Source organism: Intrasporangium sp. Soil_C_50 (genome assembly GCF_057656595.1).
This window is the reverse complement of sequence record NZ_JBDGKB010000001.1, coordinates 1,560,802-1,586,652: the sequence shown is the minus strand read 5'-3', so window position 1 is coordinate 1,586,652 and position 25,851 is coordinate 1,560,802. Positions and strand designations below refer to the sequence as shown.

General features: G+C 73.1%; 22 protein-coding genes. 14 read left to right on the top strand and 8 right to left on the bottom strand.

Annotated features, from left to right (window positions below):
* Positions 1-136: 136 nt before the first annotated feature.
* Positions 137-1,426: an MFS transporter gene (locus tag AC3A5R_RS07460; protein ID WP_487620089.1), complete on the top strand. Its 1,290-nt coding sequence runs from the start codon at positions 137-139 to the stop codon at positions 1,424-1,426.
* A 208-nt stretch (positions 1,427-1,634) separates the two neighbouring features.
* On the opposite strand, the gene AC3A5R_RS07455 is transcribed toward AC3A5R_RS07460, so the two are convergent.
* The 4 genes from AC3A5R_RS07455 to AC3A5R_RS07440 are packed head-to-tail and all read right to left on the bottom strand — an operon-like array spanning position 1,635 to position 6,019.
* Positions 1,635-2,903, bottom strand: a complete 1,269-nt coding sequence (locus tag AC3A5R_RS07455) for an ABC transporter permease (protein WP_487620088.1) — start codon at positions 2,901-2,903, stop codon at positions 1,635-1,637.
* Positions 2,900-3,895: an ABC transporter ATP-binding protein gene (locus AC3A5R_RS07450; RefSeq protein ID WP_487620087.1), complete on the bottom strand. Its 996-nt coding sequence runs from the start codon at positions 3,893-3,895 to the stop codon at positions 2,900-2,902. Before AC3A5R_RS07450 ends, AC3A5R_RS07455 begins: the two co-directional genes overlap by 4 nt.
* Positions 3,896-3,929: 34 nt before the next feature.
* The gene (locus tag AC3A5R_RS07445) at positions 3,930-4,643 is read right to left on the bottom strand and encodes a response regulator (protein WP_487620086.1); all 714 of its coding nucleotides are present in this window, start codon (positions 4,641-4,643) and stop codon (positions 3,930-3,932) included.
* Positions 4,640-6,019 (bottom strand): sensor histidine kinase, encoded by a 1,380-nt coding sequence (locus AC3A5R_RS07440; protein ID WP_487620085.1) that lies wholly within the window; start codon positions 6,017-6,019, stop codon positions 4,640-4,642. Before AC3A5R_RS07440 ends, AC3A5R_RS07445 begins: the two co-directional genes overlap by 4 nt.
* A gap of 91 nt (positions 6,020-6,110) precedes the next feature.
* On the opposite strand from AC3A5R_RS07440, the gene AC3A5R_RS07435 reads away from it, so the two are divergent.
* On the top strand, positions 6,111-7,238 hold the full coding sequence (locus AC3A5R_RS07435; protein WP_487620084.1) for a M24 family metallopeptidase: 1,128 nt from the start codon (positions 6,111-6,113) through the stop codon (positions 7,236-7,238).
* 87 nt (positions 7,239-7,325) lie between these two features.
* Here the strand turns inward: AC3A5R_RS07435 and AC3A5R_RS07430 are convergent, their stop codons facing one another.
* Positions 7,326-8,777, bottom strand: coding sequence for an NAD(P)/FAD-dependent oxidoreductase (locus tag AC3A5R_RS07430; RefSeq protein ID WP_487620083.1), 1,452 nt, complete (start codon positions 8,775-8,777; stop codon positions 7,326-7,328).
* A gap of 33 nt (positions 8,778-8,810) precedes the next feature.
* Between AC3A5R_RS07430 and AC3A5R_RS07425 the strand changes: the two genes are divergently transcribed.
* The 7 genes from AC3A5R_RS07425 (at position 8,811) to lysS (ending at position 16,316) form a co-directional block, all read left to right on the top strand.
* Positions 8,811-9,650, top strand: a complete 840-nt coding sequence (locus tag AC3A5R_RS07425; protein ID WP_487620082.1) for a GNAT family N-acetyltransferase — start codon at positions 8,811-8,813, stop codon at positions 9,648-9,650.
* Positions 9,651-9,784: 134 nt separating this feature from the next.
* Entirely contained in the window at positions 9,785-10,813 is a 1,029-nt protein-coding gene (gene fbaA, locus AC3A5R_RS07420) for a class II fructose-bisphosphate aldolase (RefSeq protein ID WP_487620081.1), read from the top strand.
* Positions 10,810-11,217, top strand: a complete 408-nt coding sequence (locus AC3A5R_RS07415) for a DUF3151 domain-containing protein (protein WP_076263614.1) — start codon at positions 10,810-10,812, stop codon at positions 11,215-11,217. Before fbaA ends, AC3A5R_RS07415 begins: the two co-directional genes overlap by 4 nt.
* Before the next feature lie 19 nt (positions 11,218-11,236).
* A complete protein-coding gene (locus AC3A5R_RS07410; RefSeq protein WP_487620080.1) occupies positions 11,237-12,040 on the top strand; it encodes a Cof-type HAD-IIB family hydrolase in 804 nt (267 codons plus the stop codon).
* Positions 12,041-12,102: 62 nt separating this feature from the next.
* Positions 12,103-12,933, top strand: coding sequence for a MerR family transcriptional regulator (locus AC3A5R_RS07405; RefSeq protein ID WP_487620079.1), 831 nt, complete (start codon positions 12,103-12,105; stop codon positions 12,931-12,933).
* Positions 12,934-13,169: 236 nt separating this feature from the next.
* Positions 13,170-14,480 (top strand): adenylosuccinate synthase, encoded by a 1,311-nt coding sequence (locus tag AC3A5R_RS07400; protein WP_323096366.1) that lies wholly within the window; start codon positions 13,170-13,172, stop codon positions 14,478-14,480.
* A 48-nt stretch (positions 14,481-14,528) separates the two neighbouring features.
* Positions 14,529-16,316: a lysine--tRNA ligase gene (gene lysS, locus AC3A5R_RS07395; RefSeq protein ID WP_487620078.1), complete on the top strand. Its 1,788-nt coding sequence runs from the start codon at positions 14,529-14,531 to the stop codon at positions 16,314-16,316.
* A gap of 437 nt (positions 16,317-16,753) precedes the next feature.
* Here lysS and AC3A5R_RS07390 read toward each other — a convergent pair whose 3' ends face one another.
* Positions 16,754-19,060: a HelD family protein gene (locus AC3A5R_RS07390; RefSeq protein ID WP_487620077.1), complete on the bottom strand. Its 2,307-nt coding sequence runs from the start codon at positions 19,058-19,060 to the stop codon at positions 16,754-16,756.
* Between the two features lie 58 nt (positions 19,061-19,118).
* Between AC3A5R_RS07390 and AC3A5R_RS07385 the strand changes: the two genes are divergently transcribed.
* A complete protein-coding gene (locus AC3A5R_RS07385; RefSeq protein ID WP_487620076.1) occupies positions 19,119-19,751 on the top strand; it encodes a GNAT family N-acetyltransferase in 633 nt (210 codons plus the stop codon).
* Positions 19,752-19,851: 100 nt separating this feature from the next.
* Here AC3A5R_RS07385 and AC3A5R_RS07380 read toward each other — a convergent pair whose 3' ends face one another.
* Entirely contained in the window at positions 19,852-20,469 is a 618-nt protein-coding gene (locus AC3A5R_RS07380; RefSeq protein WP_487620075.1) for a DinB family protein, read from the bottom strand.
* Positions 20,470-20,516: 47 nt separating this feature from the next.
* Here AC3A5R_RS07380 and purD point away from each other — a divergent pair, with 47 nt between their 5' ends.
* The 4 genes from purD to AC3A5R_RS07360 are packed head-to-tail and all read left to right on the top strand — an operon-like array spanning position 20,517 to position 23,968.
* On the top strand, positions 20,517-21,794 hold the full coding sequence (gene purD, locus AC3A5R_RS07375) for a phosphoribosylamine--glycine ligase (protein ID WP_487620074.1): 1,278 nt from the start codon (positions 20,517-20,519) through the stop codon (positions 21,792-21,794).
* Positions 21,795-21,830: 36 nt separating this feature from the next.
* Positions 21,831-22,466, top strand: a complete 636-nt coding sequence (locus AC3A5R_RS07370) for an RNA polymerase sigma factor (protein WP_487620073.1) — start codon at positions 21,831-21,833, stop codon at positions 22,464-22,466.
* Between the two features lie 56 nt (positions 22,467-22,522).
* Positions 22,523-23,428 carry a phosphoribosylaminoimidazolesuccinocarboxamide synthase gene (locus AC3A5R_RS07365; protein WP_487620130.1) on the top strand — a complete coding sequence of 302 codons (906 nt, stop codon included), beginning with the start codon at positions 22,523-22,525 and terminating at the stop codon, positions 23,426-23,428.
* Positions 23,429-23,446: 18 nt separating this feature from the next.
* Positions 23,447-23,968 carry an N-acetyltransferase family protein gene (locus AC3A5R_RS07360; RefSeq protein ID WP_487620072.1) on the top strand — a complete coding sequence of 174 codons (522 nt, stop codon included), beginning with the start codon at positions 23,447-23,449 and terminating at the stop codon, positions 23,966-23,968.
* A 20-nt stretch (positions 23,969-23,988) separates the two neighbouring features.
* Here the strand turns inward: AC3A5R_RS07360 and AC3A5R_RS07355 are convergent, their stop codons facing one another.
* Positions 23,989-25,818: an HNH endonuclease gene (locus AC3A5R_RS07355; protein ID WP_487620071.1), complete on the bottom strand. Its 1,830-nt coding sequence runs from the start codon at positions 25,816-25,818 to the stop codon at positions 23,989-23,991.
* Between the last annotated feature and the right edge of the window lie 33 nt (positions 25,819-25,851).

The window sequence follows — 25,851 nt, the reverse complement described above, 5'->3', positions numbered from 1 at the left end:
GACGACGCCACACCGCCCTCGACGGGCTCCCACCGATCAGCCGCCTGTCACCAACGTCATGACCGGGTACACCTAGGTTGGTGCCCGGTCCCGGTGTCGGACGGCGTCGGGCCGGGCGTCGGGGGAAGGGGCAGACGTGGAGGTCGGCGAACCGCTCGGACACGCAGATGCTGGCGCCACGACCCGGCGCCACGCGTCCTTCGCCCGATACTGGTTGGCCGACGCGGTGTCGAGCCTCGGCACGTTCGTCTCCGCGCTCGCGCTGCAGCTGCTCCTCATCGAGACCCTCCACGCCGACCAGGTGGCCCTCGGCGTCGTGCGGTCGGCACAGTGGCTGCCCTACCTGCTCTTCGGCCTCGTCGCCGGGGTCGTCGTGGACCGGGTGCGGCGGCGCCCGCTGCTCATCGGTGCCGACGTGCTGTGCGCGGCCGTGCTCGGCGCCGTCGGTCTCCTCGCGCTCACCGGGCACCTGACCGTGCCGGTGCTGGCGGTGCTCGTCTTCGTCGTCGGCTCCGCGTCGATGTTCTTCAACGCCGCACACCTGTCCCTGCTGCCGACGATCGTCGAGCCGGCGTGGCTGCCCACGGCGAACTCCCGCCTGGCCCAGACCTACTCGGCGACGCAGTCGCTGGGCCCGCTCGTCGGCGGGGCGCTGGTGCGGCTGCTGTCGGCGCCGGTCGCCGTGCTCGTGGACGCGGTCTCCTACGCCGTGTCGGCCGTCGTCCTCGCCACGTTGCGCGTCGAGGAACGACGCCCGGAGCCGGCCGCGGACGAGCGCCCGCGACACCTGTGGACCGAGCTGCGCGAGGGGGCGGCCTGGGTCTACCGGCACGCGACGCTCGGGCCCTACGCCGTGTCGCTGCACCTGTGGTTCTTCGCCAACGGCATCGTCACCACGGTCCTCGTCTACTTCGCCACCACCGAGCTGCACCTCGACGCGCTCGGCATCGGGCTGGTGCTCGCCGCGACCGGCGTCACCGGCGTCGTCGGGGCCGGTCTCGCGCCCCGGCTCGGGGTCCGCTTCGGCACCGGGCGCGTCGTCCAGGCCACGGAGTGGGCCAACCCCGTCGCGTACGCGCTGCTCCTGCTGGCCCGTCCCGGTCCGACCGCCATCGTCTGGCCGCTGCTGGCCAACGCCCTCTTCGGGCTCGCCATGGGGGTCAAGGGGCCGCTCGAGATGAGCTACCGCAACCTCGTGACGCCCGACCGTCTCCGCGGCCGGATGAACGCGACGATCCGCTCGTTCAACTGGGGCACCATCGCGGTGGCAGCCCCGCTCGGTGGCTGGCTCGCCGCGTCGTTCGGCAACCGCGTCGCCATCGGGGTCGGGGTCCTCGGGCTCGTGGCGTCGGCGCTGTGGCTGTGGTTCTCGCCGTACCGGCACGTCACGGTCGAGGGGGAGCGGCCTGCAGGGGTCCGGGCGTGACAACGGGCCCCGACCAGTCGCGGTCGAGGCCCGTTCGGCGTGGCCCGAGGGAGCGATCCGGGCCACGCACCACGCATCCGGCGTCCCCTCCACGGTAGGGGCCGGCGGCGTCGCCCTGCACCCGCTGTCGGTCTGCACTCGGCAAGGACTTCGCAAGCACAGGTCGGCGGCGGGTAAGGACGCGCGCGTCCACGCGTCGGCCGTGGCGTCAGTCGGCCGTGCGCAGCGCCTGGCGCCACGACACGCGCCCCCGCGTCTGCAGCAGCGACCTGCGGTAGATGCGCTCGCCGACGACGACGGTGGCGGCCGAGAACACGACCATGACGAGCAGCGACAGGATCGCCTCCCACCACGCCGCGTCGCCGGACAGGATCCGTGCCGGCATCGTCACGACCGAGGCGATTGGCACGTACGACGCGACGGTGAGGGCCGTGCCGCTCAGGCCGAAGCTGACGACGTAGACGAGCGAGAGCGCGATGGTCATCGGGGCCGTCGTGCTCTGCAGGTCCTCGGTGCGCGAGGCGAGCGCCCCGGCCACGGCGAACAGGCAGGCCAGGGCGAAGAACCCGACCGCGAAGAAGAGGACGAACCACACGACGGCCGTCGACAGCGTCGACATCAGGGTCGAGAAGTCGGTGAACGACACCACGACCAGCCCCACCCCGGCGATGAGCACCACCTGCGCGAGGGCGATCACGGCGTTGCCGACGACCTTGCCGGCGAGCAGCTGGCGCACCGGGATCGCCGTGGCGATGATCTCGACGAGGCGCGACTGCTTCTCCTCGACGACGCTCGCGGCGATCTGCTGGCCGAACATCATCGCCGACATGAAGAAGAGCAGTGCGAACGCGAACGTGACGGCCTTGACGAAGCCCGTGTCGATGCCGCCGCCGGAGAACCGGTCGAGCGCGAGGGTCGAACCCTGCTGGAGCGCAGTCAGGCTCGTGCCGGCTGCGGCGGCGTTGCGGTCGAGGGCGTCGGTGCGTACGGCCTGCTCGAGCGCGGTGCGCAGCCCCATGGGGACGTCGTCGGCGGATGTCGCGGACCAGCCGGTGTCGGTGCGGTGCAGCCACACGTCGGCCTCGCCGTCGGTGACGGCCGTCCGGGCTGCCGATGCGTCGGCCACCGGCTTCGTCGTGATGACGGTCCTGTCGTCGGTGGCGTGCGCTGCGCGGCCGGTGGCGGCCACGAGCGGGCCCGCGGCAGACGCGTCGGTCGCGGACACGGCGACGGTCCACGTCGTCGTCCGCCCGGACTGCCACGCGGCGAAGGCGCCGTAGCCGGCGAGGAAGACCAGGGTCAGCGCCGTCGAGACGAGGAAGGCGCGGTTGGTGAGCCGCACGACGACCTCGCGCATCGCGACGACGGTCCAGGCGCGGCCGACGCCTTCGTGCGACAGGTGGCCCGGCTCGGAGGGGCCGACGCGTTCGTGCGCCGGGTGGTCGAGCCGGTCGGGCTGGTTGCGGGTGGTCGTCATGCCGTCACCTCACGGTAGATCTGGGCCAGCGACGGACGCTGGGGCGCGAACTCGTGGACGTCGCCGCGTCGGACCGCCTCGGCGAGCAGCGCCCGTTCGGCGCCCGGCTCGACGACCTCGACGAGGGCGCTCGACCCCTCGACGTCGACGGCGAGGACGCCGGGGACGCCGCGCACCCAGCCGGCGTCACCCGACAGGACGATGCGGTGACGCACCACCGATCGTGAGCGCAGCTCGTCGGGGCTGCCGTTCGCGACGACGCGACCCCGGGAGAGCACGACGAGCCGCTCGCAGAGCCGCTCGACGAGGTCGAGCTGGTGGCTGGAGAAGAGCACCGGGACACCGCGGGCCGTGTGCTCGCGCAGGAGGTCGGCCATGTTGTCGACGGCCACCGGATCGAGGCCGCTGAACGGCTCGTCGAGGACGAGGGCCTGCGGCTCGCCCATGAGCGCCGCGATGATCTGCACCCGCTGCTGGTTGCCGAGCGACAGCTTCTCGACGTGGTCCTTGGCCCGGTCGGTGAGGCCGAGCCGCTCGAGGTGCTCGGTGACCGAGGACCGCGCCGCGGGCGTCGACAGGCCACGTAGCCGCCCGAGGTAGACGAGCTGGTCGAGCACCGGCTGCTTGGGGTAGAGGCCGCGCTCCTCCGGCATGTAGCCGAACGTGCGCCGGTCGCCCGCGCTGATCGGCCGGTCGTTCCAGAGCACCTCACCGCTCGTCGGCGCCAGCACGCCCATGATCATCCGCATCGTCGTCGTCTTGCCGGCTCCGTTGCCCCCGACGAAGCCGGTGAGCAGCCCCGGCGACACGGTGAACGACACGCCGTCCACGGCGCGCACCTGGTCGAAGGTCCGCGTCAGGCCGCGCACCCCGACGCCTCCGGCCGTTGCGCCCGGTGCGGCCGGAGGGGGCGCCGTGCCGGTGTCCCGGTGGTCGCCCCGGTGGTCCGGCCGGTGGTCCGGCCGGTGGTCGGTGTCCCCGAAAGTCGTCATGTCTCCACGCTAGGCCGGGTCGGCGCCCGGCGGATCAGCCCGGAGGAGGAACGTCGGGGTCCCCCGCGCGGATGAGCCCGGCCTCGTAGGCGAGGACTACGGCCTGGACGCGGTCGCGCAGGTGCAGCTTGGACAGCACGTTCGACACGTGGGTCTTGACGGTCGCCTCACCGAGCACGAGGTGGGCGGCGATCTCCGCGTTGGAGAGTCCGCGCCCGACGAGGCCGAGCACCTCGGTCTCGCGCGGGGTGAGCCGGTCGAGCCGCGGGTCACGAGTATCGCTTCCGTGGGCGGATCCGTCTGTGCCCGTGCGTTGCCCGCCCGGCGCGTCCCGGTTGGTCATGCGTTCGATGACCCGACGCGTCACCTGGGGTGCGAGCAGCGCGTGGCCACCCGCGACCGCGCGGACGGCGTCGACGAGCTGCTCGGGCTCGGCGTTCTTCAGCAGGAACCCGCTCGCACCGGCCGCGAGCCCGGCGAAGACGTAGTCGTCGCGGTCGAAGGTGGTGAGGATGACGACCTTCGACTGGTCGGCCTCGACGATGCGTCGGGTGGCCTCGATGCCGTCGAGCACCGGCATCTGCACGTCCATGAGGACGACGTCGGGCCGCAGCTCGGCGGTGCGCCGTACGGCCTCGGCGCCGTCGGCAGCCTCGCCGACGACCTCGAGGTCGTCCTCCACCGACAGGATGAGGGCGAACCCGGAGCGGACGAGCTGCTGGTCGTCGACGAGCAGGACGGTCGTCACCGGGTCTCCTCGGGAAGCGGCATGCGGACGCGCACACGGTAGCCGCCGGTGACCCGCGGGCCGATCTCGCCGACGCCGCCGTGCGCCGCGAGACGCTCGCGGATCCCCAACAGTCCCAGACCGGTTCCCGACGTGCCGGTGCGCGGGCGGCCGTCGTCGAGCACCTCGACCTCGGCGTACCCGTGGGCGAATCCGGCCTCGGGGCGTCGGTCGACCCGGACGAACACCTGGGCCGCCCGCGCGGTCGAGTGGCGGCGCACGTTCGACAGCGCCTCCTGGGCGGTCCGGTAGAGCGAGAGCCCGACCGGCCCGGGTACGGCGTCGAGCGCCCCCGGCGCGTCCTCGACGACGTGGCAGCGCGCGTCCAGTCCGGACTCGCGGGTGCGCTCGACGAGCACCGGTATGTCGGCCAGGCGCGGCTCCGGTGCCCGACGCGTCGGCTCGGCGTCCTCGTCGGCCGACCGCAGCGTGCCGAGCAGCGCGCGCATCTGGGTCACGGCGTCGCGCGAGGAGCCCTCGATGGCGCGCAGCGACGCCTCGGCGACATCGACGTCCCGCCGGAGCGTCCGGCGGGCGGCCGCTGCCTGGATGCCGATGACCGACACGTGGTGGGCCACGACGTCGTGCAGCTCGCGCGCGATGCGAAGGCGTTCCTCGACCACCGCCCGGCGCTGCAGCTCGGCGGCCTGCTCCTCGATCGTGTGGGCCTGGGAGGCGAGCCGTTCGCGGTGCAGCGCCGCACGCCAGGCGGCCTGCCCGCCGATGATCGCGCCGCCGAAGTAGAGGACGTTGACGAGCAGCGTGTAGACGACGTACGCGGTGGAGGGGGAGAAGAGCCCCTGGTGGGTCAGCGGCTTCCCCGCGTGCCCGAGGGCCTCCTCGACGCCGCTACCCACCGCGAGCTGCCAGGTGAGCCAGCCGAACATGAGCAGGACGATCCCGGTGACGACGGCGAGCATGGCCCGCCGGTCGCGGGCCCACGCCACCCCGGTGAAGATCGCCAGGAAGTAGACGACCTGCATCGGCATCGAGCTCACGACGGGCGGCAGGGTGATGCCGACGACGAAGAAGTGCAGCGACAGCCACACCGCGACGACCAGCGGACGTCTGCGGCGCCAGGCCAGCGGCAGGGTCCCGGCCGCGACGGCGACGTGGGGCCAGACGTAGGCGCTCGAGAAGCTGCCCAGGGCGTCGACGCTCCGCAACAGCTCGACGCCCAGCGAGCCCGCGACGAGGAACGCCGCCGCGAGCACCGTGTCGGTCCGGCGGGCCCGGGCCGGGTCGTCGGGGACGCGCTCCCAGGCCTCGTCGACGCCGAACCACGCCAGCAGGCGGGTGCGCCACGGGCCGCCGGACGCGCGGTGTCGGGTCGCCATGTCGCCAGCGTAGGCAGCAGATGCCGCGACGGCCTCCCCCTGGGGGCGGAGCCGGGGCGGGTGGCACCGATGCCCGGAGTACGGTCGGCGCATGGGCACCCACACCTCGGTCCTCGACGTCACGACGATGCGCTCACGCCTCGACCTGCTGCGGGGTCACGCGGCCGACGCCGGTCTCGCGGCGGTCGTCGTGTCGCCGGGTTCGGACCTGCGCTATTTCGTCGGCGTGGCCGGGTCGTCGTTCGAGCGGCTCACGGCCCTCGTCGTGCCGACCGACGCGTCCGTGGCGCCGGTGTTCGTCTCGCCGCGGCTGGAGTTCGCGGGGCTCGGGCACGTGCCGTTCGGCGACCTCGGCGTCGAGGTGCGCACGTGGGTCGACGGCGAGGACGCGTACGCGCTGGCTCTCGCCGGCGTGCCCGGTGGGCCGGTGGCGGTGTCCGACATGACCCCGGCGCTGCACACCCTGCGGCTGCGCGACGCCGGTGCCGCCGAGCAGCAGCTCGCCGGGCCGGTCCTGCGCGAGCTCCGGATGCGCAAGGACGCCGTCGAGCTCGAGCAGCTGCGTCTCGCCGGGGCCGCGATCGACCGGGTCCACGCGCGCGTGGGGGAGTGGCTGCTGGCGGGTCGCACCGAGGCCGAGGTGGCTGCCGACATCGCCGCCGCGATCGTCGAGGAGGGCCACGCCGCAGCCGATTTCGTCATCGTCGGGTCGGGACCGAACGGCGCGAGCCCGCACCACGAGGTCAGCGACCGCGTCGTGCAGCAGGGCGATGTCGTCGTCGTCGACATCGGCGGCCCGCTCCCCTCGGGCTACAACTCCGACAGCACCCGCACCTACGCCGTCGGCTCGCCGACCGAGTCCGACGTGGCCGAGGCCTACGCGGCACTGCAGGCCGCGCAGCAGGCGTCGGTCGACGCCGTCCGACCGGGCGTCACGTGCCAGGACGTCGACCGGGCCGGCCGGGCCGTGCTCGCCGAGGCCGGCCTCGCCGAGCACTTCATCCACCGCACCGGCCACGGCATCGGCCTGGACGTCCACGAGGAGCCGTATGTCGTCGAGGGCAACGACCTGCCCCTCGAGGCCGGCATGACCTTCAGCATCGAGCCCGGTGTCTACCTCACCGGCCGCTGGGGCGCGCGCATCGAGGACATCGTCGCCGTCACCGACAGCGGTGTCGAGCGCTTCAACACCCGCCCCACCGAGCTCACCGTCCTCTAGGGCTCTCCGAGGCCCGGTCCCTCCGCAACCTCGGAGCCCTGCCCCCTTTCTCATCGAGTGAGCACTCCGTCGCAGGAGTCACGGGAGTCACGAGTCGAAGCCGACGCCCATCCGGTCCAGGGCGCGCAGCCAGAGGTTGCGGCGGCCGGTGCGGTCCTCGGCGGCGAGCGAGGCGCGGGTGGCGGCCACCGCCGCGTACCGCACCGGCTCGGGCGGGAACGGCACCGGCTTGCGGCGCACCATCCCGAGCCGGGTCAGCTCGGTGTCCTTGCGGTCGACGAGGTCGAGGGCCACGGCCGCACCGAACCGGGTGGAGGCCACGCCGAGGCCGGTGTAGCCGACGGCATAGGCCATCCGGCCGCCGAGCGCCGTGCCGAAGACCGGCGTGAACCGTGACGTCGTGTCGATGACGCCGGCCCACCGGTGAGTGAAGCGGATGCCCTCGAGCTGCGGGAAGAGGTCGAGGAAGTGGTCGGCGAGCAGCCCGTGCGAGGCGTCGTTCTGCTCGAGCGTGGGGTCGATCCGCCCGGGGAAGTGGTAGTTCGCCTCGTACCCGCCGAAGAGCACCCGGTCGTCGAGCGTCCTTCTGTAGTAGTGGAACTGGTTGCCCGCATCGGTCAGCCCCTCGCGGCCCTCCCAGCCGATCGCGGCCAGCTGCGCGGGCGTCAGGGGCTCGGTCATGAGCACGTGGTCGTACACCGGCAGCACCCACGCGCTGAAGCGCCGGAGCACGCCCTGCGAGGCGTTGGTGCCGATGACGACGCGTCCGGCGTGGATCGACCCGGCGTCCAGTCGCACCCGCACGCCCGGGCCCTCGGCGTCGAAACCGGTGGCCCGGGTGTGCTCGTGGATCCGCACCCCGAGCGCCTCGGCCGCACGGGCCAGTCCCCACACGAGGCGGGCCGGGTCGACGAGCGCGACCTCGGGGTCGTACATGCCGGCGAGGTAGCGGGGTGAGTCGACGCGGGCTCGCGCCTGTGCGGCGTCGAGCAGCTCCACGGGCACGCCGTGGGCCCGATGCAGCTCGTAGGACTCGCGGACCGAGGGCACCTGGTGCTCGGTCAGCGCGAGGGTCAGCTCGCCGGGGTGGTGCAGGTCCGCGTCGATGCCGTGGCGCCCGAGCGTCGCGACGATGCCGTCGAAGTTCTCGGCGGCGAGGCGGTCGAGCGTGCCCATCTCCTCGGGCCAGCAGGCCACGCCCTGCGCGAGACCGTGGGTGAGCGAGGGTGCCATGAAGCCGCCGTTGCGCCCCGATGCGCCGTCGGCGATGCGTCCGGCCTCGACGACGACGACCTCCCGCGAGGGATCGGCCTCCTTGGCCTGCAGGGCAGCCCACAGGCCGGTGAACCCGCCGCCGACGACGAGCAGGTCGGTCCGAGGCGCGGCCCCGGTCAGGGCCGGGCGCGGGTCGGGCCGCTCGGGGCGATCCGTCCAGAACGGCACCGGCCGGGCGTCGGCCAGCGCCCGGGCGGCCCGGTCGCTCAGCGATCCTTCGGGTCCGCGGGTGCGAGCTGCGTTGCGCGCGTGGAAAAGAGGCATGACGAACGGATTCGACCATGCTTGGCTGGGCGTGTGAACCCCTCTTCGTTCCAGAGCGATGTCCCGCCCGTCGACTCCTCCGAGCTGCTCCGCGTCTTCCACGACGAGACCCGCGCACCGATCCGCGTCGGCACCCCGCAGCGGCCCCTCGAGGTCGACGGCCTCGTGCGACGTGAGTACGAGGTCGACGGCGGTCGCTGGAACATGATCGAGAGCCCCGACGGCCTGGGCCCGGACTCCGCCGAGTGGGACGCCGTCATCGAGCGCCAGCGCGACTTCTTCGCCGGGCTCGGCCTGCGCGTCGAGTGGAAGACCTACGACTACGACGAGCCTGCCGACCTCGGCGAGCGCCTCGTCCGTGCCGGCTTCGTCAAGGAGGACGAAGAGGCGCTGATCCTCGGCGAGGCCGCACCGCTCGCCGCCCAGGAGATCGACCTGCCCGAGGGCGTCGTGGTGCGGGCCGCTGACACCGACGCCGACTTCGAGCGGATGGCCGCGATGCTCGAGGAGGTCTGGGGCGAGCCGCAGCCGTGGGTCGTGGACTCGCTGCTCCCCCGCTGGACCGCCGAGCCGGGGTCGATGGACGTCGTGGTCGTCGAGGAGACGCGCGAGGGCCCGGTGCTGTGCGCGGCCCGCTCGGAGTACGACACGAGCCGCTTCACCGGTCTCTGGGGCGGGTCGACACTGCCCGAGTGGCGCGGCCGCGGCCTCTACCGGGCCACGCTGCTGCACCGGGCGCGTCTCGGACTGGCCCGAGGCAACGACTTCGTCCGGGTCGACGCCTCACCCGACTCCGAGCCGATCCTGCGCCGTCTCGGGCTGCACCGGGTCGCGACGACGACGCCCTACGTCTTCGACCCCGCGGCGGGCTGAGCGGGCGCTCACCGAGGGATGGGCACCGCTGACCGGACGCAGGTCGGCGTGGCAGGATCGTCGGCGGACCGGATCGCCGTGGGGCCCACCGTCCGAAAACAGCGCCCCACCCGCACGAGACAGCAGGAGATGCCATGCCCATCGCCACCCCCGAGGTGTACGCCGACATGCTCGACCGCGCGAAGGCCGGCTCCTTCGCGTACCCCGCCATCAACGTGTCGAGCTCGCAGACGCTGAACGCCGCCCTCAAGGGCTTCGCCGACGCGGGCTCCGACGGCATCATCCAGGTCTCCACCGGCGGCGCCGACTACCTATCCGGCCCGAGCATCAAGAACATGGTCAGCGGCTCGCTCGCCTTCGCCGCGTACGCGCACGAGGTGGCCAAGAACTACCCCGTCAACATCGCGCTGCACACCGACCACTGCCCCAAGGACAAGCTCGACGGCTTCGTGCGCCCGCTCCTCGCGGCGTCGACCGAGCGGGTCAAGGCCGGCGGCACGCCGTGGTTCCAGTCGCACATGTGGGACGGCTCGGCCGTGCCGCTCGACGAGAACCTCCAGATCGCGCAGGAGCTGCTCGCCCTCGCCAAGGCCGCGAGCGTCATCCTCGAGATCGAGGTCGGCGTCGTCGGCGGCGAGGAGGACGGCGTCGAGGGTGCCATCGACGAGAAGCTGTACTCCACGCCCGAGGACGCCATCGCCACGGTCAAGGCGCTCGGCGCCGGCGAGAACGGCCGCTACCTGACGGCACTCACCTTCGGCAACGTCCACGGCGTCTACAAGCCGGGCAACGTCAAGCTGCGCCCGGAGATCCTGCTGCAGGCGCAGCAGGCCGCCGCCAAGGAGCTCGGCCTGTCCGACGACGCGCGCCCCTTCGACCTCGTCTTCCACGGCGGGTCCGGCTCGCTGCCCGAGGAGATCTCGGCGGCCGTCGACAACGGCGTCGTCAAGATGAACGTCGACACCGACACGCAGTACGCCTTCACCCGCAAGATCGCCGACTGGATGATCTCGGGCTACGCGGGCGTGCTCAAGGTCGACGGCGAGGTCGGCAACAAGAAGCAGTACGACCCGCGCGCCTGGGGCAAGGCGGCCGAGGAGGCCATGGCGGTGCGCATCGTCGAGGCGTGCTCCGCGCTGCGCTCGGCGGGCACGCACCAGTGAGCGACAACCTGCTCGGCATCCCCGAGACGCGGCTCGCGGTCGACCCCGCCGCCGAGAAGCTGGCGGCCGGCGTCGACCCGGTGCAGGTCGCCGCGGCCTACCCGGCCAGCTCGCTCGCGTGGGCGACGCTCGCCGAGGACGCCCTCGCCGACGGCGACCGCGACGTCGAGGCCTACGCCTACGCCCGCACCGGCTACCACCGCGCCCTCGACGCGCTCCGCAAGTCGGGCTGGCGCGGCCAGGGTCCGGTGCCGTGGTCGCACGAGCCGAACCGCGGCTTCCTCCGGGCGCTCGCGGCGCTGTCGCGCGCGGCCCGGGCGATCGGGGAGTCCGACGAGGAGCAGCGGTGCGCGCAGTTCCTCCGCGACTCCTCGGCCGAGGGCGCTCGCGAGCTCGGCCTCTGAGCGGGTCGCCGCCCACCCCATGACGCTCTTCTGCTCCGACGTCGACGGCACGCTGCTCGACCACCGTCGCACCCTGTCCGACCGCACCGTCGCCGCCATCCGGGCGGTGCGGTCGGCGGGGCACCCGTTCGTGCTGTGCAGCTCGCGCATGCCCGCCTCGCTCGAGGGGCTCGAACGGCTCTGCGGCGTCGAGCCCACGCCGCTCATCGCCTACAACGGGGGCCTCGTCCTGCGGGCCGACCGCTCCGTCGTCACCGACGTGGCGATCGCGCCCGACGACGCCAGGGCCGCCTACGCCGTGTGCGAGCGGCTCGGTCTCCACGCGAGCTTCTTCGCCGGGGACGACTGGTACGCCTGGGGATCCGACGAGTGGACCGAGCGCGAGGCGACCATCACCGCCGTCGACCCGAGTGACACGTCGGCGCACGAGTACGTCGCGAGCGGACGCGTCGACACCCGCCCGCCGCACAAGGTCATGGCGATGGGCGAACCCGCTCTCGTCGACGAGCTGGAGGCCGCCCTGGCCGGGCGCCCCGGCCTCGTGACCTACCGCTCCAAGGCCACCTACCTCGAGATCGCCAACGCCTCCTGCTCCAAGGGCGACGGGCTGCGGGCCCTGGCTTCCGAGCTCGGCGTCGCCGTCGACGACACGGTCTTCTTCGGCGACAACCACAACGACGTCTCGGCGTTCGCCGTCGCGGGCACGGCCGTGGCCGTCGCCAACGCCGTCGACCCGGCGCTCGACGCTGCGTCGGTCGTCACCGGGCACCACCGCGAGGACGGCGTCGCGGAGTACCTCGAGGGCTGGCTCGCGCGCGCCTGAGGATGCTTGACCTCGAGGATGCTTGACCCTGACACGGTGTCAGGCGATGGGTTGGGGGGACCATGTTGAGTATCGGAGACTTCGCCCGGCTCGCCGGGGTGTCGGTGCGCATGCTGCGCCACTACGACGCCCTCGGCCTGCTCCGGCCCGCCCGCGTCGACCCGGCGTCCGGCTACCGGTCCTACTCGGCCGCGCAGCTGGACCGGGCCAACCGGCTCGTCGCGCTCAAGGACCTCGGGTTCACCCTCGAGGACTGCGGGCGCCTGCTCGGCGACGACGTGCCCGTCGAACAGCTGCGCGGCATGCTGCGGCTGCGTCGGGCCGAGCTCGCCGCGCAGATCGACGCCGACCGCGGCCGCCTCGAGCAGGTCGAGCACCGTCTCCGGATGATCGAGAAGGAGAGCACCATGTCACCGTCAGTCGCGCTCGACCCCTACACCGAGCAGGCGCTGCCCGCGGTCCGCGTCGTCCAGCTGTCCGCACGCGTGTCGGACGGCCAGCAGGTCGGCGAGGTCGTCGGCCCCCTGTTCGGCCAGGTCGACCACGCCGTGCACGCGGCACACCTGACCCCCGCGGGTCCGTCGATCGGCCACTACACGATGGACGGCGACGCGATGGTCGCCGCCGCGGCCTACCCCGTGGGGCCCGACGTCGGGCCTGCCGAGGCCGAGGGCGCTGGTCTCGAGCTGGCCGACCTGCCGGCCGAGCCCCGGGCGCTCGTCACGACGCTGCGTGGTCCGCTGAGCGGCATCGGCGAGGCGTGGCAGACGCTCTCGCGTGAGGTCGAGGCGCGCGGGCTGTCCTTCGCCGGCCCGTGCCGCGAGATCTACCACGAGTCCGGGATGGACGACCCCGAGAACTGGGTCATCGAGCTGCAGCAGCCGGTCGCCTGAGGGGGGCCACCGCACCCGTGCTCTGCATTGCTCCGCCAGGTGAGCCATCCCCCGGTGTGGCTCGTCCCGTGGAGCAGTGCAGAGCACGCGCGGGCGCGGCACATCGCGCGGACACCACGCCCGTCTCCACGCCCGGACGACGAGCCAGTGCGCACTGCACCCGGACGGCGTCCGGGGCAGGCGTCACGAACCGATAACCTTGCCGTTGGTTCGGACCACCAAGGGAAGGCAGACCGATGCCGGCGATCGTGCTCGTGGGAGCGCAGTGGGGCGACGAGGGCAAGGGCAAGGCGACCGACCTGCTCGGCAGCAGCGTCGACTACGTCGTCAAGTTCAACGGCGGTAACAACGCCGGCCACACCGTCGTCATCGAGAAGGACGGCAAGCGCGAGAAGTACGCGCTGCACCTGCTGCCCTCCGGCATCCTGTCGCCGAACTGCACCCCGGTCATCGGCAACGGTGTCGTCGTCGACCTCGGCGTCCTCTTCGAGGAGCTCGACGGCCTCGACGCGCGTGGCGTCGACACGAGCAAGCTCAAGGTCAGCGCCAACGCGCACGTCATCCCGCCGTACAACCGGACCCTCGACAAGGTCACCGAGCGCTTCCTCGGCAGCCGCCGCATCGGCACCACCGGCCGCGGCATCGGCCCGACGTACGCCGACAAGATGAGCCGCATCGGCATCCGCGTGCAGGACCTCTACGACGAGGGCATCCTGCGCCAGAAGGTCGAGGCGGCGCTCGCCTTCAAGAACCAGGTGCTCGCCAAGATCTACAACACGCGCGCCGCAGACGTCGACGAGGTCGTCACCGAGCTGCGTTCGTACGCCGAGCGGCTCGCGCCGATGGTCACCGACACCGCCCTCGAGCTCGTGCAGGCGCTCGACCGGGGAGAGACCGTCCTCTTCGAGGCCGGCCAGGCGACGCTCCTCGACGTCGACCACGGCACCTACCCCTACGTCACGTCGAGCAACGCCACCTCGGGCGGCGCGTGCACCGGCTCGGGCGTGCCCCCGACGCGCATCGACTCGGTCATCGCGATCCTCAAGGCGTACACGACGCGCGTCGGCGAGGGTCCGTTCCCGACCGAGCTCAACGACGACATGGGCGAGTTCCTCCGCAAGACCGGCGCCGAGTTCGGCGTCACGACCGGGCGCCCGCGGCGCTGCGGCTGGCTCGACGTCGTCATCGGCCGGTACGCCCAGCGGATCAACGGCGTCACCGACTTCGTCGTCACCAAGCTCGACGTGCTCACCGGCCTCGACACGGTCCCGATCTGCGTGGCCTACGACGTCGACGGCGTCCGTCACGACGAGATGCCGGTCAGCCAGAGCGACTTCCACCACGCCACCCCGATCTACGAGGAGATGCCCGGCTGGTGGGAGGACATCACCCACTGCCGCACCTTCGAGGAGCTGCCGCAGAACGCGCAGAAGTACGTGCTGCGCGTCGAGGAGCTCATCGGTGCCCGCGTCTCCGCGATCGGCGTCGGCCCGGGCCGCTCCGAGATCATCGAGCGCTTCCCGCTCAAGCCCAGCGTCGCGAGCTGACGGCAACCTCAGATTCTGCACGAACCTGCATGAACCCGAAGGACTTCCATGAGTGACACGGCCACGACCGCCGTTCCCGAGCCGCTCGACTGGGTGACGCGCCTGGCCGACGACGTCATCGCCGAGGCGAAGCACCGCGGCATCGAGAAGATCGTCTGCGCCTCGGGCATCAGCCCGTCGGGCCCGATCCACCTCGGCAACTTCCGCGAGCTCATCACGCCGCACCTCGTCGCCGACGAGATCAAGCGGCGCGGCATCCCGTGCGAGCACATCCTCTCCTGGGACGACTTCGACCGGTTCCGACGCGTGCCCAAGCGCCTCGAGGGGGTCGACGAGTCGTGGGAGCAGTACATCGGCCGACCGCTGACGTCGGTGCCGGCGCCGGCCGGCTCCCCGCACGCCACGTGGGCCGACCACTTCAAGGCCCCCCTGCTCGAGGCCATGGCCGCCACCGGCATCGAGGTGCGCGAGATCAGCCAGACCGAGCAGTACCGCGCGGGCGCCTACCGCGACCAGGTGCTCCTCGCGATGCGCGAGCGGGCCGCCATCGACAAGGTGCTCGACCAGTACCGCACCCTCGAGGCCGAGGCCGACGCGCGCCAGAAGGCCTCGGGCAAGGGCAAGCGCCAGGACCCCAAGGCCGCCAAGCTCACCGAGGAGCAGGCGGCCGCCGCCACCGAGGCCGAGCGCGGCTCGGGCGCCGCGGGCGAGGACGACGGCAGCGAGGGCACCGCAGGCTACTTCCCGTTCAAGCCGTACTGCAGCGTCTGCCACACCGACTTCACCACGGTCACCGCCTACGACGACGACTCGCACGAGCTCGCCTACACGTGTACACGCTGCGGCCACACCGAGACGGTCGACCTCGACACCTTCACCGACGGCAAGCTCGTCTGGAAGGTCGACTGGCCGATGCGCTGGGGCTACGAGGGCGTGCTCTTCGAGCCGTCCGGCGTCGACCACCAGAGCCCGGGCAGCAGCTTCGTCGTCGGCAAGGACCTCGCGCCGGTCTTCGGCTGGGAGCGCCCGATCGGCCCGATGTACGCCTTCGTCGGCATCGCCGGCATGGCCAAGATGAGCTCGTCCAAGGGCGGCGTGCCGATCCCGAACGACGCGCTCGAGGTCATGGAGCCACCGGTGCTGCGCTGGCTCTACGCCCGACGCCGCCCGAACCAGAGCTTCGACGTCGCCTTCGGCCCCGAGCTGCAGCGTCTGTACGACGAGTGGGACGCCTTGAACCGCAAGGTCGCCGGCGGCGACGCCCAGCCCGGCGACCTCGCCGCGCACCTGCGGGCCACGTCGACCGCGTCCGGCACGCTGCCCGCGACGCCGCGGCCGATGCCGTTCCGCACCATCGCCTCGGTCATCGACATCACGCAGGGTGACGAGGCGCAGGCCGTGCGCATCCTGTCCGAGCTCGACCCCGACAACCCGGTCGACTCCACCGACGACCTGCGACCGCGCCTCGACTGCGCCGAGCGCTGGATGCTCGGCTACGTCCCCGCCGAGGACCGCACCGTCGTGCGCGAGACCCCCGACGCCGACCTGCTCGCCGGCCTCGACGACGGGCAGCGCGAGTCGCTTCGCCTCCTCGTCGAGGGCCTCGACGCGCACTGGTCGGTCGACGGCCTGACCCACCTCGTGTACGCCGTGCCGAAGATCCAACGCGGCATCGACCCCGAGGCCAAGGTCAAGGACCCCGAGCTGTCCGCGGCGCAGCGAGCGTTCTTCGTTCTCGTCTACCGCCTGCTCGTGTCCACGGACACCGGCCCCCGTCTGCCGACGCTGCTGCTGGCCGTCGGGGCCGACCGCGTCCGGACGCTCCTCGGCCACTGACACAGCCGGCCTGTAACGGGGGAATCGAAAGAGCAGTTCGTCCCCACCCCTGCCGTCGAGAGAGCAGTTCGTCCCGAGGGACGAACTGCTCTTTCGACTGACGACGGACACGAGGCTTCGGACGGGCACGAGGCTTCGGGCGGGCGTGGCCGCCCGCCGGAAGAGGGCCCGGACATGGGTCCGGGCGAGGGGCGGGATGCAGGGGGGATGCATCTCGCTCCTCGCCCGGTGCGAGTCCTCATTGGGGGGCGGGACTGCGCCGGACGTCAAGGGGGTCTCGATGGGGGGAGGAGACCGGCGGGGAGGGTGTTCGCGCGCCCTCGACGTCCTGACCATCATCCCGCGCTGCGCAGGAGGAGTCGATGGTTCGACGATTACTTGAACAAACCTTTACCTGAAGGAGTCGCGCTCTGCGCGACCGGGCATTCCCGCAGCTATCAGGACAGGACGGTCATGCGGTGCGCAGCGCGGGTCAGGGCCACGTAGAGCACCCGGACACCGCCCGGCGACTCCCGGACGATCTCGTCGGGGTCGACGACGACGGTGGCGTCGTACTCGAGCCCCTTGGTCGACATCGGGTCGACGACCTGGACGCGTCCGTTCCCGGCAGCGTGCACCGACGCCAGGGCGTCCGCGTGCCGCGCAGGCGTCACGACGGCGATGGCGCCGTCGACCTCGTCGAGCAGCGCCTCGACGGCCGAGGCCACGGAGGCGGATGCGTCGGGGCCGAGCGGCCGCTCGAGCGGCTGGACGCCGGTCTCGCGGACCGCCTGCGGGATGTCGGCGTCGGGCACCTCGCGGCGCACGATGTCGGCCGCGTAGTCGAAGATCTCGCGCGCGTTGCGGTAGTTGGTGTCCATGTGGAAGTGCTGGCGCTGCTGGCTGCCGAACGCCTCCTCGCGCGCTGCCGCTGCCTCCACCGCCTCGGGCCACGACGCCTGGGCGGCGTCGCCGACGACGGTCCACGACGCGTGTCGCCCACGGCGTCCGATCATCCGCCACTGCATGGGGGAGAGGTCCTGGGCCTCGTCGACGAGGACGTGGGCGTACTCCTCGGGCTTGCCGACGCGGCCGGCGAGGAGGCGGTCGGTGGGGTCGCCGCCGACGACCTCGGCGCGCTTCTCGCCGCTCCCCGACACCGGCTGCACCTCGGTGACGCCGTACTGGCTGAGGTCGTCGAGCTCCTCGATCTCGTAGAAGCCGCGCTCCTCCTGCGGTGCCTCCTGCACCGGCCCCAGCCGGGCCGCGATGTCGTCCACGAGGGCGACGTCGGCGACCGACCACGTGCCGGTCACGAGGGCGGTGCGGAACGACGCGGCGAGCAGGCCGGCCTCGTCGTCGCGCAGGGTGCCACGGGCGTGCCGCCGCACCAGCGACTCGTCGGCGAGCCAGAGCAGCACCTGGCGCGGGTCGACCTGCGGCCACCAGGCCTGCATGAACGACTCGACGTCGAGGTGGTCCTCCCACTTGTCCATGAACTCGGCCTTGGCGTCGCGATCGCCGGTGATGCCGAGGGACGTCCACGCCGCCTCACCGAGAGCGGCCTGGGCCGCAGTTGTGGCCGCGTTGCGCTGGTGCTGACGCAGCACCTGCGAGCGGACTCGGTCGAGGTCGCGAGCCTCGAGCCGCACCGCGCGCCCGGCGACGATGGCCCGGAACTCGGTCGGCGCCTCGGGGACGCGCCCGCGCGCGGCCGCACCGAGGAGGGTGCGGATGCGGACCGAGCCCTTGATGCGGGCGACCGGGGGAGCGTCGAGGCGCTCGGTGCTGACGACGTCGAGGACGTCGCCGAGCGCCCGCAGCGTGACGCTCTCCTCGCCGAGCGACGGCAGCACGCGCTCGATGTAGGCGGTGTAGGCGCCCGACGGGCCGACGACGAGGATGCCGCCGGACTCGAACCGCCGGCGGTCGGAGTAGAGCAGGAAGGCCGCGCGGTGCAGGGCCACGACGGTCTTGCCGGTACCGGGGCCGCCGGTGATCTCGGTGACGCCGCGGGCGCTGGCCCGGATCGCCTCGTCCTGGTGGGCCTGGATCGTCGCGACGATGTCGCGCATCCGGGCTCCGCGGGTGCGGGTCAGGGCGGCCATCAGGGCGCCGTCGCCGACGATGACGAGGTCGTCGGGCGCCTCGGGCACCATGAGGTCGTCCTCGACACCGATCACGGTGGTGCCGCGGCTGCGCAGCACGCGGCGACGCAGGACGCCCATCGGCTGGGTCGGCGTCGCCCGGTAGAAGGCGGATGCGGCGGGAGCGCGCCAGTCGATGACGAGCGGCTCGTAGTCGTCGTCGCGGACACCGAGGCGGCCGATGTAGCGAACCTCCCGGTCGGCGGGATCCGACGCAGGGCCGGCCGTGGATGCCGAGCCGTGGCCGTTCGACGCGCCGCCCGTACCGTTGGGGTGGGCGCTCTCGGCGCGGAGCATCGCGTGGTCGATGTCGAGGCGGCCGAAGACGAGGCCCTCGTACTGGGTGTCGAGGGCGGTGCGCCGGCGCGCCGCGTGGAACATCAAGGCGTCGCGCTCGAAGAGGCCGGCGGCCTCCTCGTAGGCCACCTCGGCCGACTTCGTGATCTGGCCGCGCGACAGGCCCTCGGCCTGCACCGACTCGGCACGGACACCGGCCTTGACCAGCTCCTCGTGGACCCGGTCGACGTGCGCCTGCTCGACGGCGATCTCGCGGGCCACCTCGTGGGGGACCGCGGCCGAGGCGCGCTGGGGAGATGCGTTCGAAGTGCTCACTGACATCCATGAACTCGAGAGGCGCCCTGGGCGGCGCGGGAACCATCAAGTCTAGTGTCAGGACATGCACGAAACGGACTGCATCCCACCCACCGGCGTGCCGCTCGTCGGGCGCGTCGTCCGCCTCGACGTCACCCGCCCGGAGGATGCCGAGGGACTGTTCGCCGTGTACTCGGACCCGCGCTGCTACGAGCAGGGCTTCCTCATGTCGCGGCCGCACGAGAGCCTCACCGACACCGAGGCGCTCGTCGCGGCCTCGGTCGCGGCCCGAGAGGCCGGGCGCACCTCGTACACGGTGCGGCTCGTCGAGGACTCGCCGCTCGGCGCCGCGGGCACGGTCGTCGGGTCGAGCTCGCTCGGCGACGTCGACCTCGTGCGGCAGCACGTGCACCTCGGGTGGACGATGTACGGCTCGCCGTGGTGGGGCACCGCCGTCAACCCGGAGTGCAAGTTCCTCCTGCTCGCCCACGCCTTCGAGACGTGCGGCTTCGGCAGGGTCCGGATCCAGACCGACGTGCTCAACAACCGCTCGCGGGCGGCGATCCTCAAGCTGGGCGCGGTCTTCGAGGGTGTGACGCGTCGCGACGTGCGCCGCGCCGACGGCTCGTGGCGCGACACCGCGGTCCACTCGATCCTCGTCGACGAGTGGCCGGACGTCCGGCACCGGCTCCGCGAGCGCCTGGCCACCGTCTCCTGAGACGCACGTGACGCGTGAGGTCGCGTGCTCACGCGATGAGTGGGGGGGGCCGGCCCTCCCTTCCCACTTCCCGTCGAGTGAGCACTCCGCCTCACGCGCCTCAGGCGTCACGCGTCCCTGAGCGGTGCGCGTCGGCCGCGGCCTCGACGCGTCCGAGGTAGTCGCGCCACCACGTCGGGTCCTCCTTCGGCAGGTTCTCCCGGCCGAGGAAGCGCCCGACGCTCCCGTCGAGCTGCTCGCGGAGGATGTCCGCGTGCCCCGCGTGCCGGGCCGTCTCGGCGATGAGGTGGCCGAGGACGAGACGCACGTCGACGCGGGCCCGCTCCTCGGGCCACCACGGCACCCGGCCGAGGTGGTCCAGGCCGAGTGCGACCGTCTCCTCGCCGAAGGTCCATGCCGCGCGGTAGAGCGCGACGACGTCCTCGCGCGACTCGTCGGCGAAGGCGTACATGTCGTCGTTGGGCAGCGCGTCGTCCTCCCAGGCCGGCAGCGACGCCGTCACCTCGCGGCCGAACGTCGGGCCCCAGTACCCGAACTCGACGTACGCGAGGTGCTTGACGAGGCCGAGCAGGTTGGTGCCGGTCGGGGTCAGCGGGCGACGCGCGTCGTGCTCAGGCACGCCTTCGAGCTTCCAGAGCACGGCGTCGCGGTGGGACTGGAGCGTCGAGACGAGCCACGCGAGGTGGTCGGGAGCGTCGGAGACCTCGGTGTTCGGCATCGGGACAGACTCGCAGCAGGGACCAACGGTGCCAATAGGCTGACGCCGTGAAGGTCCTCGTCCTCGGTTCCGGTGCCCGTGAGCACGCCCTCGTCAAGGCCGTCGCCGCCGACCCGGAGGTCGAGGCCGTCATCGCGGCCCCGGGCAACCCGGGCATCGACGCCACGGCCCTCTGCGTCCCGGTCGACGTGCTCGACGGTGACGCCGTCGCGGCGCTCGCCCGCGAGCACGAGGTCGACCTCGTCGTCGTCGGGCCGGAGGCGCCGCTCGTCGCCGGGGTGGCCGACGCGTGCCGCGCCGCCGGGGTGGCCGTGTTCGGCCCGTCCGCCGAGGCCGCGCAGCTCGAGGGCAGCAAGTCCTTCGCCAAGGAGGTCATGGCGGCCGCCGACGTGCCGACCGCTCTCGCGCACGTGTGCGAGACCGTCGAGGAGGTCGAGGCCGCGCTCGACGCCCTCGGCGCACCGTACGTCGTCAAGGACGACGGCCTCGCCGCCGGCAAGGGCGTCGTCGTCACCGAGTCGCGCGAGGCGGCCGTCGAGCACGCCCGGGCATGCCTGGCCAAGGACGGCGGACGCGTCGTGGTCGAGGAGTTCCTCGACGGCCCCGAGGTGTCGGTGTTCTGCATCAGCGACGGCACGAGCGTTGTCGCGCTCTCGCCCGCCCAGGACTTCAAGCGCGTCGGTGACGACGACGCCGGCCCGAACACCGGTGGCATGGGGGCGTACTCGCCGCTCGAGTGGGCTCCCGAGGGCCTGGCAGACGACATCCTCGCGCGTGTGACCCAGCCGACCATCGACGAGATGCGCCGGCGCGGCACGCCCTTCGTGGGCATCCTCTACGTCGGTCTCGCGCTGACGTCGCGCGGGCCGAAGGTCGTCGAGTTCAACGCGCGCCTCGGTGACCCCGACGGCCAGGCCTCGCTCGCCCGCCTCGAGACACCGTTCGCGCAGCTGCTCTTCGCCGCGGCCACCGGTTCGCTCGGCGAGTTCGGCCGGCTCCGCTGGTCCGACGACCGCGCGGTCGTCGTCGTCATCGCCTCCGAGGGATACCCGGCGTCGCCGCGCACCGGCGACCCGATCACCGGCCTCGACGCCGCGGCCGAGGTGCCGGGCGTCGTCGTCCTCCACGCCGGCACGGCGCTCGACGCGTCGGGGCAGCTGGTGTCCGCGGGTGGGCGCGTGCTCGACGTCGTGGCCGTCGGGTCGACGCTCGCGAAGGCCCGGAAGGCCGCCTACGACGCCGTCGCCGCCATCGAGCTGGCCGGCTCGCACCACCGCACGGACATCGCCCTGGGCGCCGAACGAGGCCTGATCACCGTCGGCTGAGGCGAACCCGACGGCTCGAGCCGGACTCTTCCCCACATGAGCGTCTTCACCTCGACCCGGGGCGGGCCGTCGCCCGGGGCCGGCGCACCGCCCGACGACCGCGCGCTGTGGTGCCGGCTGGCCGACGCCGACGGCAGCGCCCTGACGCAGCTCTACCGCCGGCACTGCGACGCGGTGTACAACTTCGCCTTCCGGCGGACGGCGTCCTGGGCGGCCGCGGAGGACGTGGTGCAGGCGACCTTCACCGCCGTGTGGCGCCGGGCCCTCGACGGTGCGGTGGACCCGCTCCGTGCGCCGACGGCCCGGGCCGTGCTGCCCGTCATGGCCGGCCAGGAGTGCGCCAACGTCGTGCGCACGGCGCGGCGGCAGCGGCTGCTGCACGGGCGCATCGAGGCCGACGCCGGCGGCGTCGTCGCGGCCGACCACGCGGCAGCCACCGCGGCCCGCGTCGACGACGAACAGCGGATGAGCGAGGTGCGTCGTGCCCTGGCGCGCATCCCGCCCGCGCAGCGAGAGGTGGTCGAGCTCGTCGTCTGGTCGCACTGCTCCGTCGCCGAGGCCGCCACCGCCCTCGACGTCGCCGAGGGCACCGTGAAGTCCCGCCTGCACCGCGCCCGTCGCAGCCTGTCCACCGTCCTCGATGTCGACGCCCTCAAGGAGGCACTGTCGTGAACCTGCCCCTTCCCCCCGAACGCGCCGTGCCCGACCGCCTCAGCAGGTGGCAGGCTGTGCGCGTGACCGACCTTCCCCTGGACCTCCCCGGCTACGAGCACGTCTACTCCGGCAAGGTGCGCGACCTCTACGCGCCGCTCGACGCCGCGGGCGAGGTCGTGCCCGACCGGCTGCTGCTCGTCGCCTCGAACCGGCTCTCGGCCTACGACTGGATGATGTCGCCCGAGATCCCCGACAAGGGCGCGGTGCTGACGCGTCTGTCGCTGTGGTGGTTCGACCAGCTCGCCGACCTCGTGCCCAACCACGTCGTGTCCACCGACGTGCCCGACGCCGTCGCCGGGCGCGGTGTGGTCGTTCGCCGGCTCGACATGCTCAAGGTCGAGGCCATCGCCCGGGCCTACCTCACGGGCGGCGGCCTCGAGGAGTACCGCGAGAAGGGGTCGGTCTCGGGCGTCGCTCTGCCCGAGGGGCTGGTCGACGGCTCGAAGCTGCCCGAACCGGTCTTCACGCCGACGACCAAGGCGCCCGTCGGCGAGCACGACCTGCCGATGACGCCGGGGGAGGTCGAGGCCGAGCTCGGTGCCGACGTGGCCGCCGAGGTGTCGCGCCTGACCCGCGCGATCCTGGCGCGGGGCAACGAGATCGCCGCCGCGCGCGGCATCCTCATCGCCGACACCAAGGTCGAGTTCGGGGTCGCCCCCGACGGGTCCGGCGGGCTCGTCCTCGCCGACGAGGTGCTGACCCCCGACTCGTCGCGCTTCTGGCCGGCCGAGCTGTGGGAGCCGGGTCATCCGCAGCCCTCCTACGACAAGCAGTTCGTGCGCGACTGGCTCACCTCGGCCGAGTCGGGCTGGGACCGCAAGGCCGGCGGGCCGCCGCCCGAGCTGCCCCAGCACGTCGTCGAGCAGACCCGCGCCAAGTACGTCGAGGCCTACGAGCGGCTCACGGGCGAGAGCTTCTGACGTGACGGGAGCGCGGTGGTGACGGGCGCTCCCGGCGCGGGAGTGCTGCGCCGGGCCCTTCCGTCGGACGTCGACCGGCTGCTCCAGCTCTGGGCGATGGTCTTCGACGAAGGCGTCGACGAAGGCGTCGACGAAGGCGTCGACGAAGGCGTGGACGAAGGCGTCGGCGACGCGGAGGCGCCCTGGCGGTCCCGGGCGCGGGAGTGGTTCGTGCGCGTCGTCGACGATCCCTCGATGGCGTGGTTTCCCCTGGTCGAGGCCGGCGGTGAGGTGGTCGCGACGGCGATCGGCACGCTCGAGCTCGGCGTGCCGAACCGCTACTGTCCGCGCGGGCGAACGGTTCGGCTCGCCAACGTCGTGACGGTGCCGGACCAACGGGGCCGGGGATACGGCACGCTCCTCGTGCGGGACGTCGCGGACTGGGCGCGGTCGATCGGCGCTGACCGGGTCGACCTCAGCGCGACGCCCGACGGGCAGCGCCTCTACGAGCGACTCGGTTTCGAGCCGACGACGGCGCCGCGGATGAAGCTCGTGCTCTGAGGGCCGAGCGATGCTCTCGGTCAGCTCGCCAGCTCGAGCTCGATCGGCCCGGTTCGGTAGAGCTCGAGGATGACGATCGTGGCCGGTGCCGGCGACGGCTCCGACGATGCTGACACGGGCGGTGAAGCCTGGGGTGGAGGTGCTGGCATCACGTGGGGTTCCAGCCCGTGCGTGAGGGGCAGGACCGGTGGAGAGGTCGAGGTGTACCGGTGCCCGGTCGGGGTGGTGATCTCGACCGTGTGGGGCAGGTCATCGCCGTGGGCGGGCCCGGCCTCGACGACGCGGGAGTGCCAGCCGGGTTGTTCCTTGACCAGGTTGCACCGCACGCACAGGCCCTGGCCGTTGTCGGCGCTGGTGGCTCCCCCTTCTGCGTGTGGGGTGATGTGGTCGAGGTGGGCCACGGGTGCATCGCACCACGGGGTGCGGCAGGTGCCGTCTCGGGCGATGACGAACCGCCGCAGGCCGGCCGGGAAGAGGCGCCGGGTGCTGTCCATGGCGACGAGGGTGCCGGTGTCGGGGTGGGTGAACAGGCGCCGGACCCACGCCCTGGCCGGTGCGCTTGGTTCCACGGTGCCGTGGGTGTCGTCGGCGGGACCGCCGCGGCCGCTGTCCGAGGCGCGCGTGCCGGCGCCACCGGCCTCACCGGCGCCACCGGCTCCGCCGGTGTCGTCGGCTCCGCTGGAGGCGCGTGACGCGAAGCGGCCGCGTGGCGTGTCGAGGGTCGGGGCCGTGACGCGGGCGAGCAGGTCGCGGGCCCAGCCGGCCGGGACCGGGCCGTAGCCGGGCACGTGCGCCGGGGTGTGGTCGCCGGCGAGCAGGGCGCGGTCGGTGATGACGAGCTGGATCTCGACGGGCACGTCGGCGGCGGTGGCCTGGCCGGTGACGCCCTCGACGAGGGTGTCGGCCATCAGCTGGCCCTTGCCCCGGGTGTCGCCGGCGGCCTTCGCCGTTGCTGCGGCGCGGGTCAGGGCGGCGTGCACGGCGACAGCCTCGGCGACCGGCAGCAGCGCGGTGACCAGGGCCATGGTGTCCGGGACGGGCCGGATCGTGACCCGCCGCTCGGACTCGGCCACGCGGGCTCGGGCGACGGCGGCCTCGGCGTCGAGCCGGTCGGCGCAGGCCCGGACGCGGCGTTCGAGCTCGCGGTCGCCCCACCCGCCGATTCCACGGGTGGGGTCGGCCGGGTCAGCCAGGTCGAGGTGGGCGCCGATGACCTCGGCGTCGGCCCTCGACCGGACGGCCGGGTCGAGGTGGCTGGTGGCCCGGACGACGAGCTCGGCGCGGCGCTCGTTCAGGACCCCGGCCGACAGGGCCTCCAGCGTGCGGGGCAGGTGGCGCACCAGCGCGACCGACGCGTTGGCCAGCCGCGACCCCCGCGCCGGCGACTCGCGTCGGGCCAGGGCGACCTCGGCCGCCACACCGGTCCGCGACAGCATCAGACGCCGCGACGAGCGCGACCGGGCACCGGCGTGCTCGTCGTTGCTTCCCGCGCCCGGCCGCCCACCTCGCCGCCCGCCCCGGCGCCATGTGCCGGCCTCCTCGGGGTCGAGCTCGAGGGTGCGGGCCCGGTCGCGGGCCAGGACCCATCCGTCGAAGTCGCCCGCGTCGGCACACGCCCGCGCCTCCTCCCGCAACCGCACTGCCACCCCGGCCCGGGAGGCGACGACCCGCTCGGTGAGCCGCGCCTGGGCTGCTGCGCACGCCGCCTTGGCCACCTCCAGGGCGGCCAGGGCGTCGACCAGCGACGCATCATCGAGCGCCTCGGTGTTGAGGGCCGTGGTGTCGAGGGTCGCGAGCTCGGCCTGCAGGGCTGCCGTGAGCGCCCCGAGGCGGCCAGCCGCCCCGGTCACGCCAACCCCTGTTGGTTCGAACATGTGTTCGAT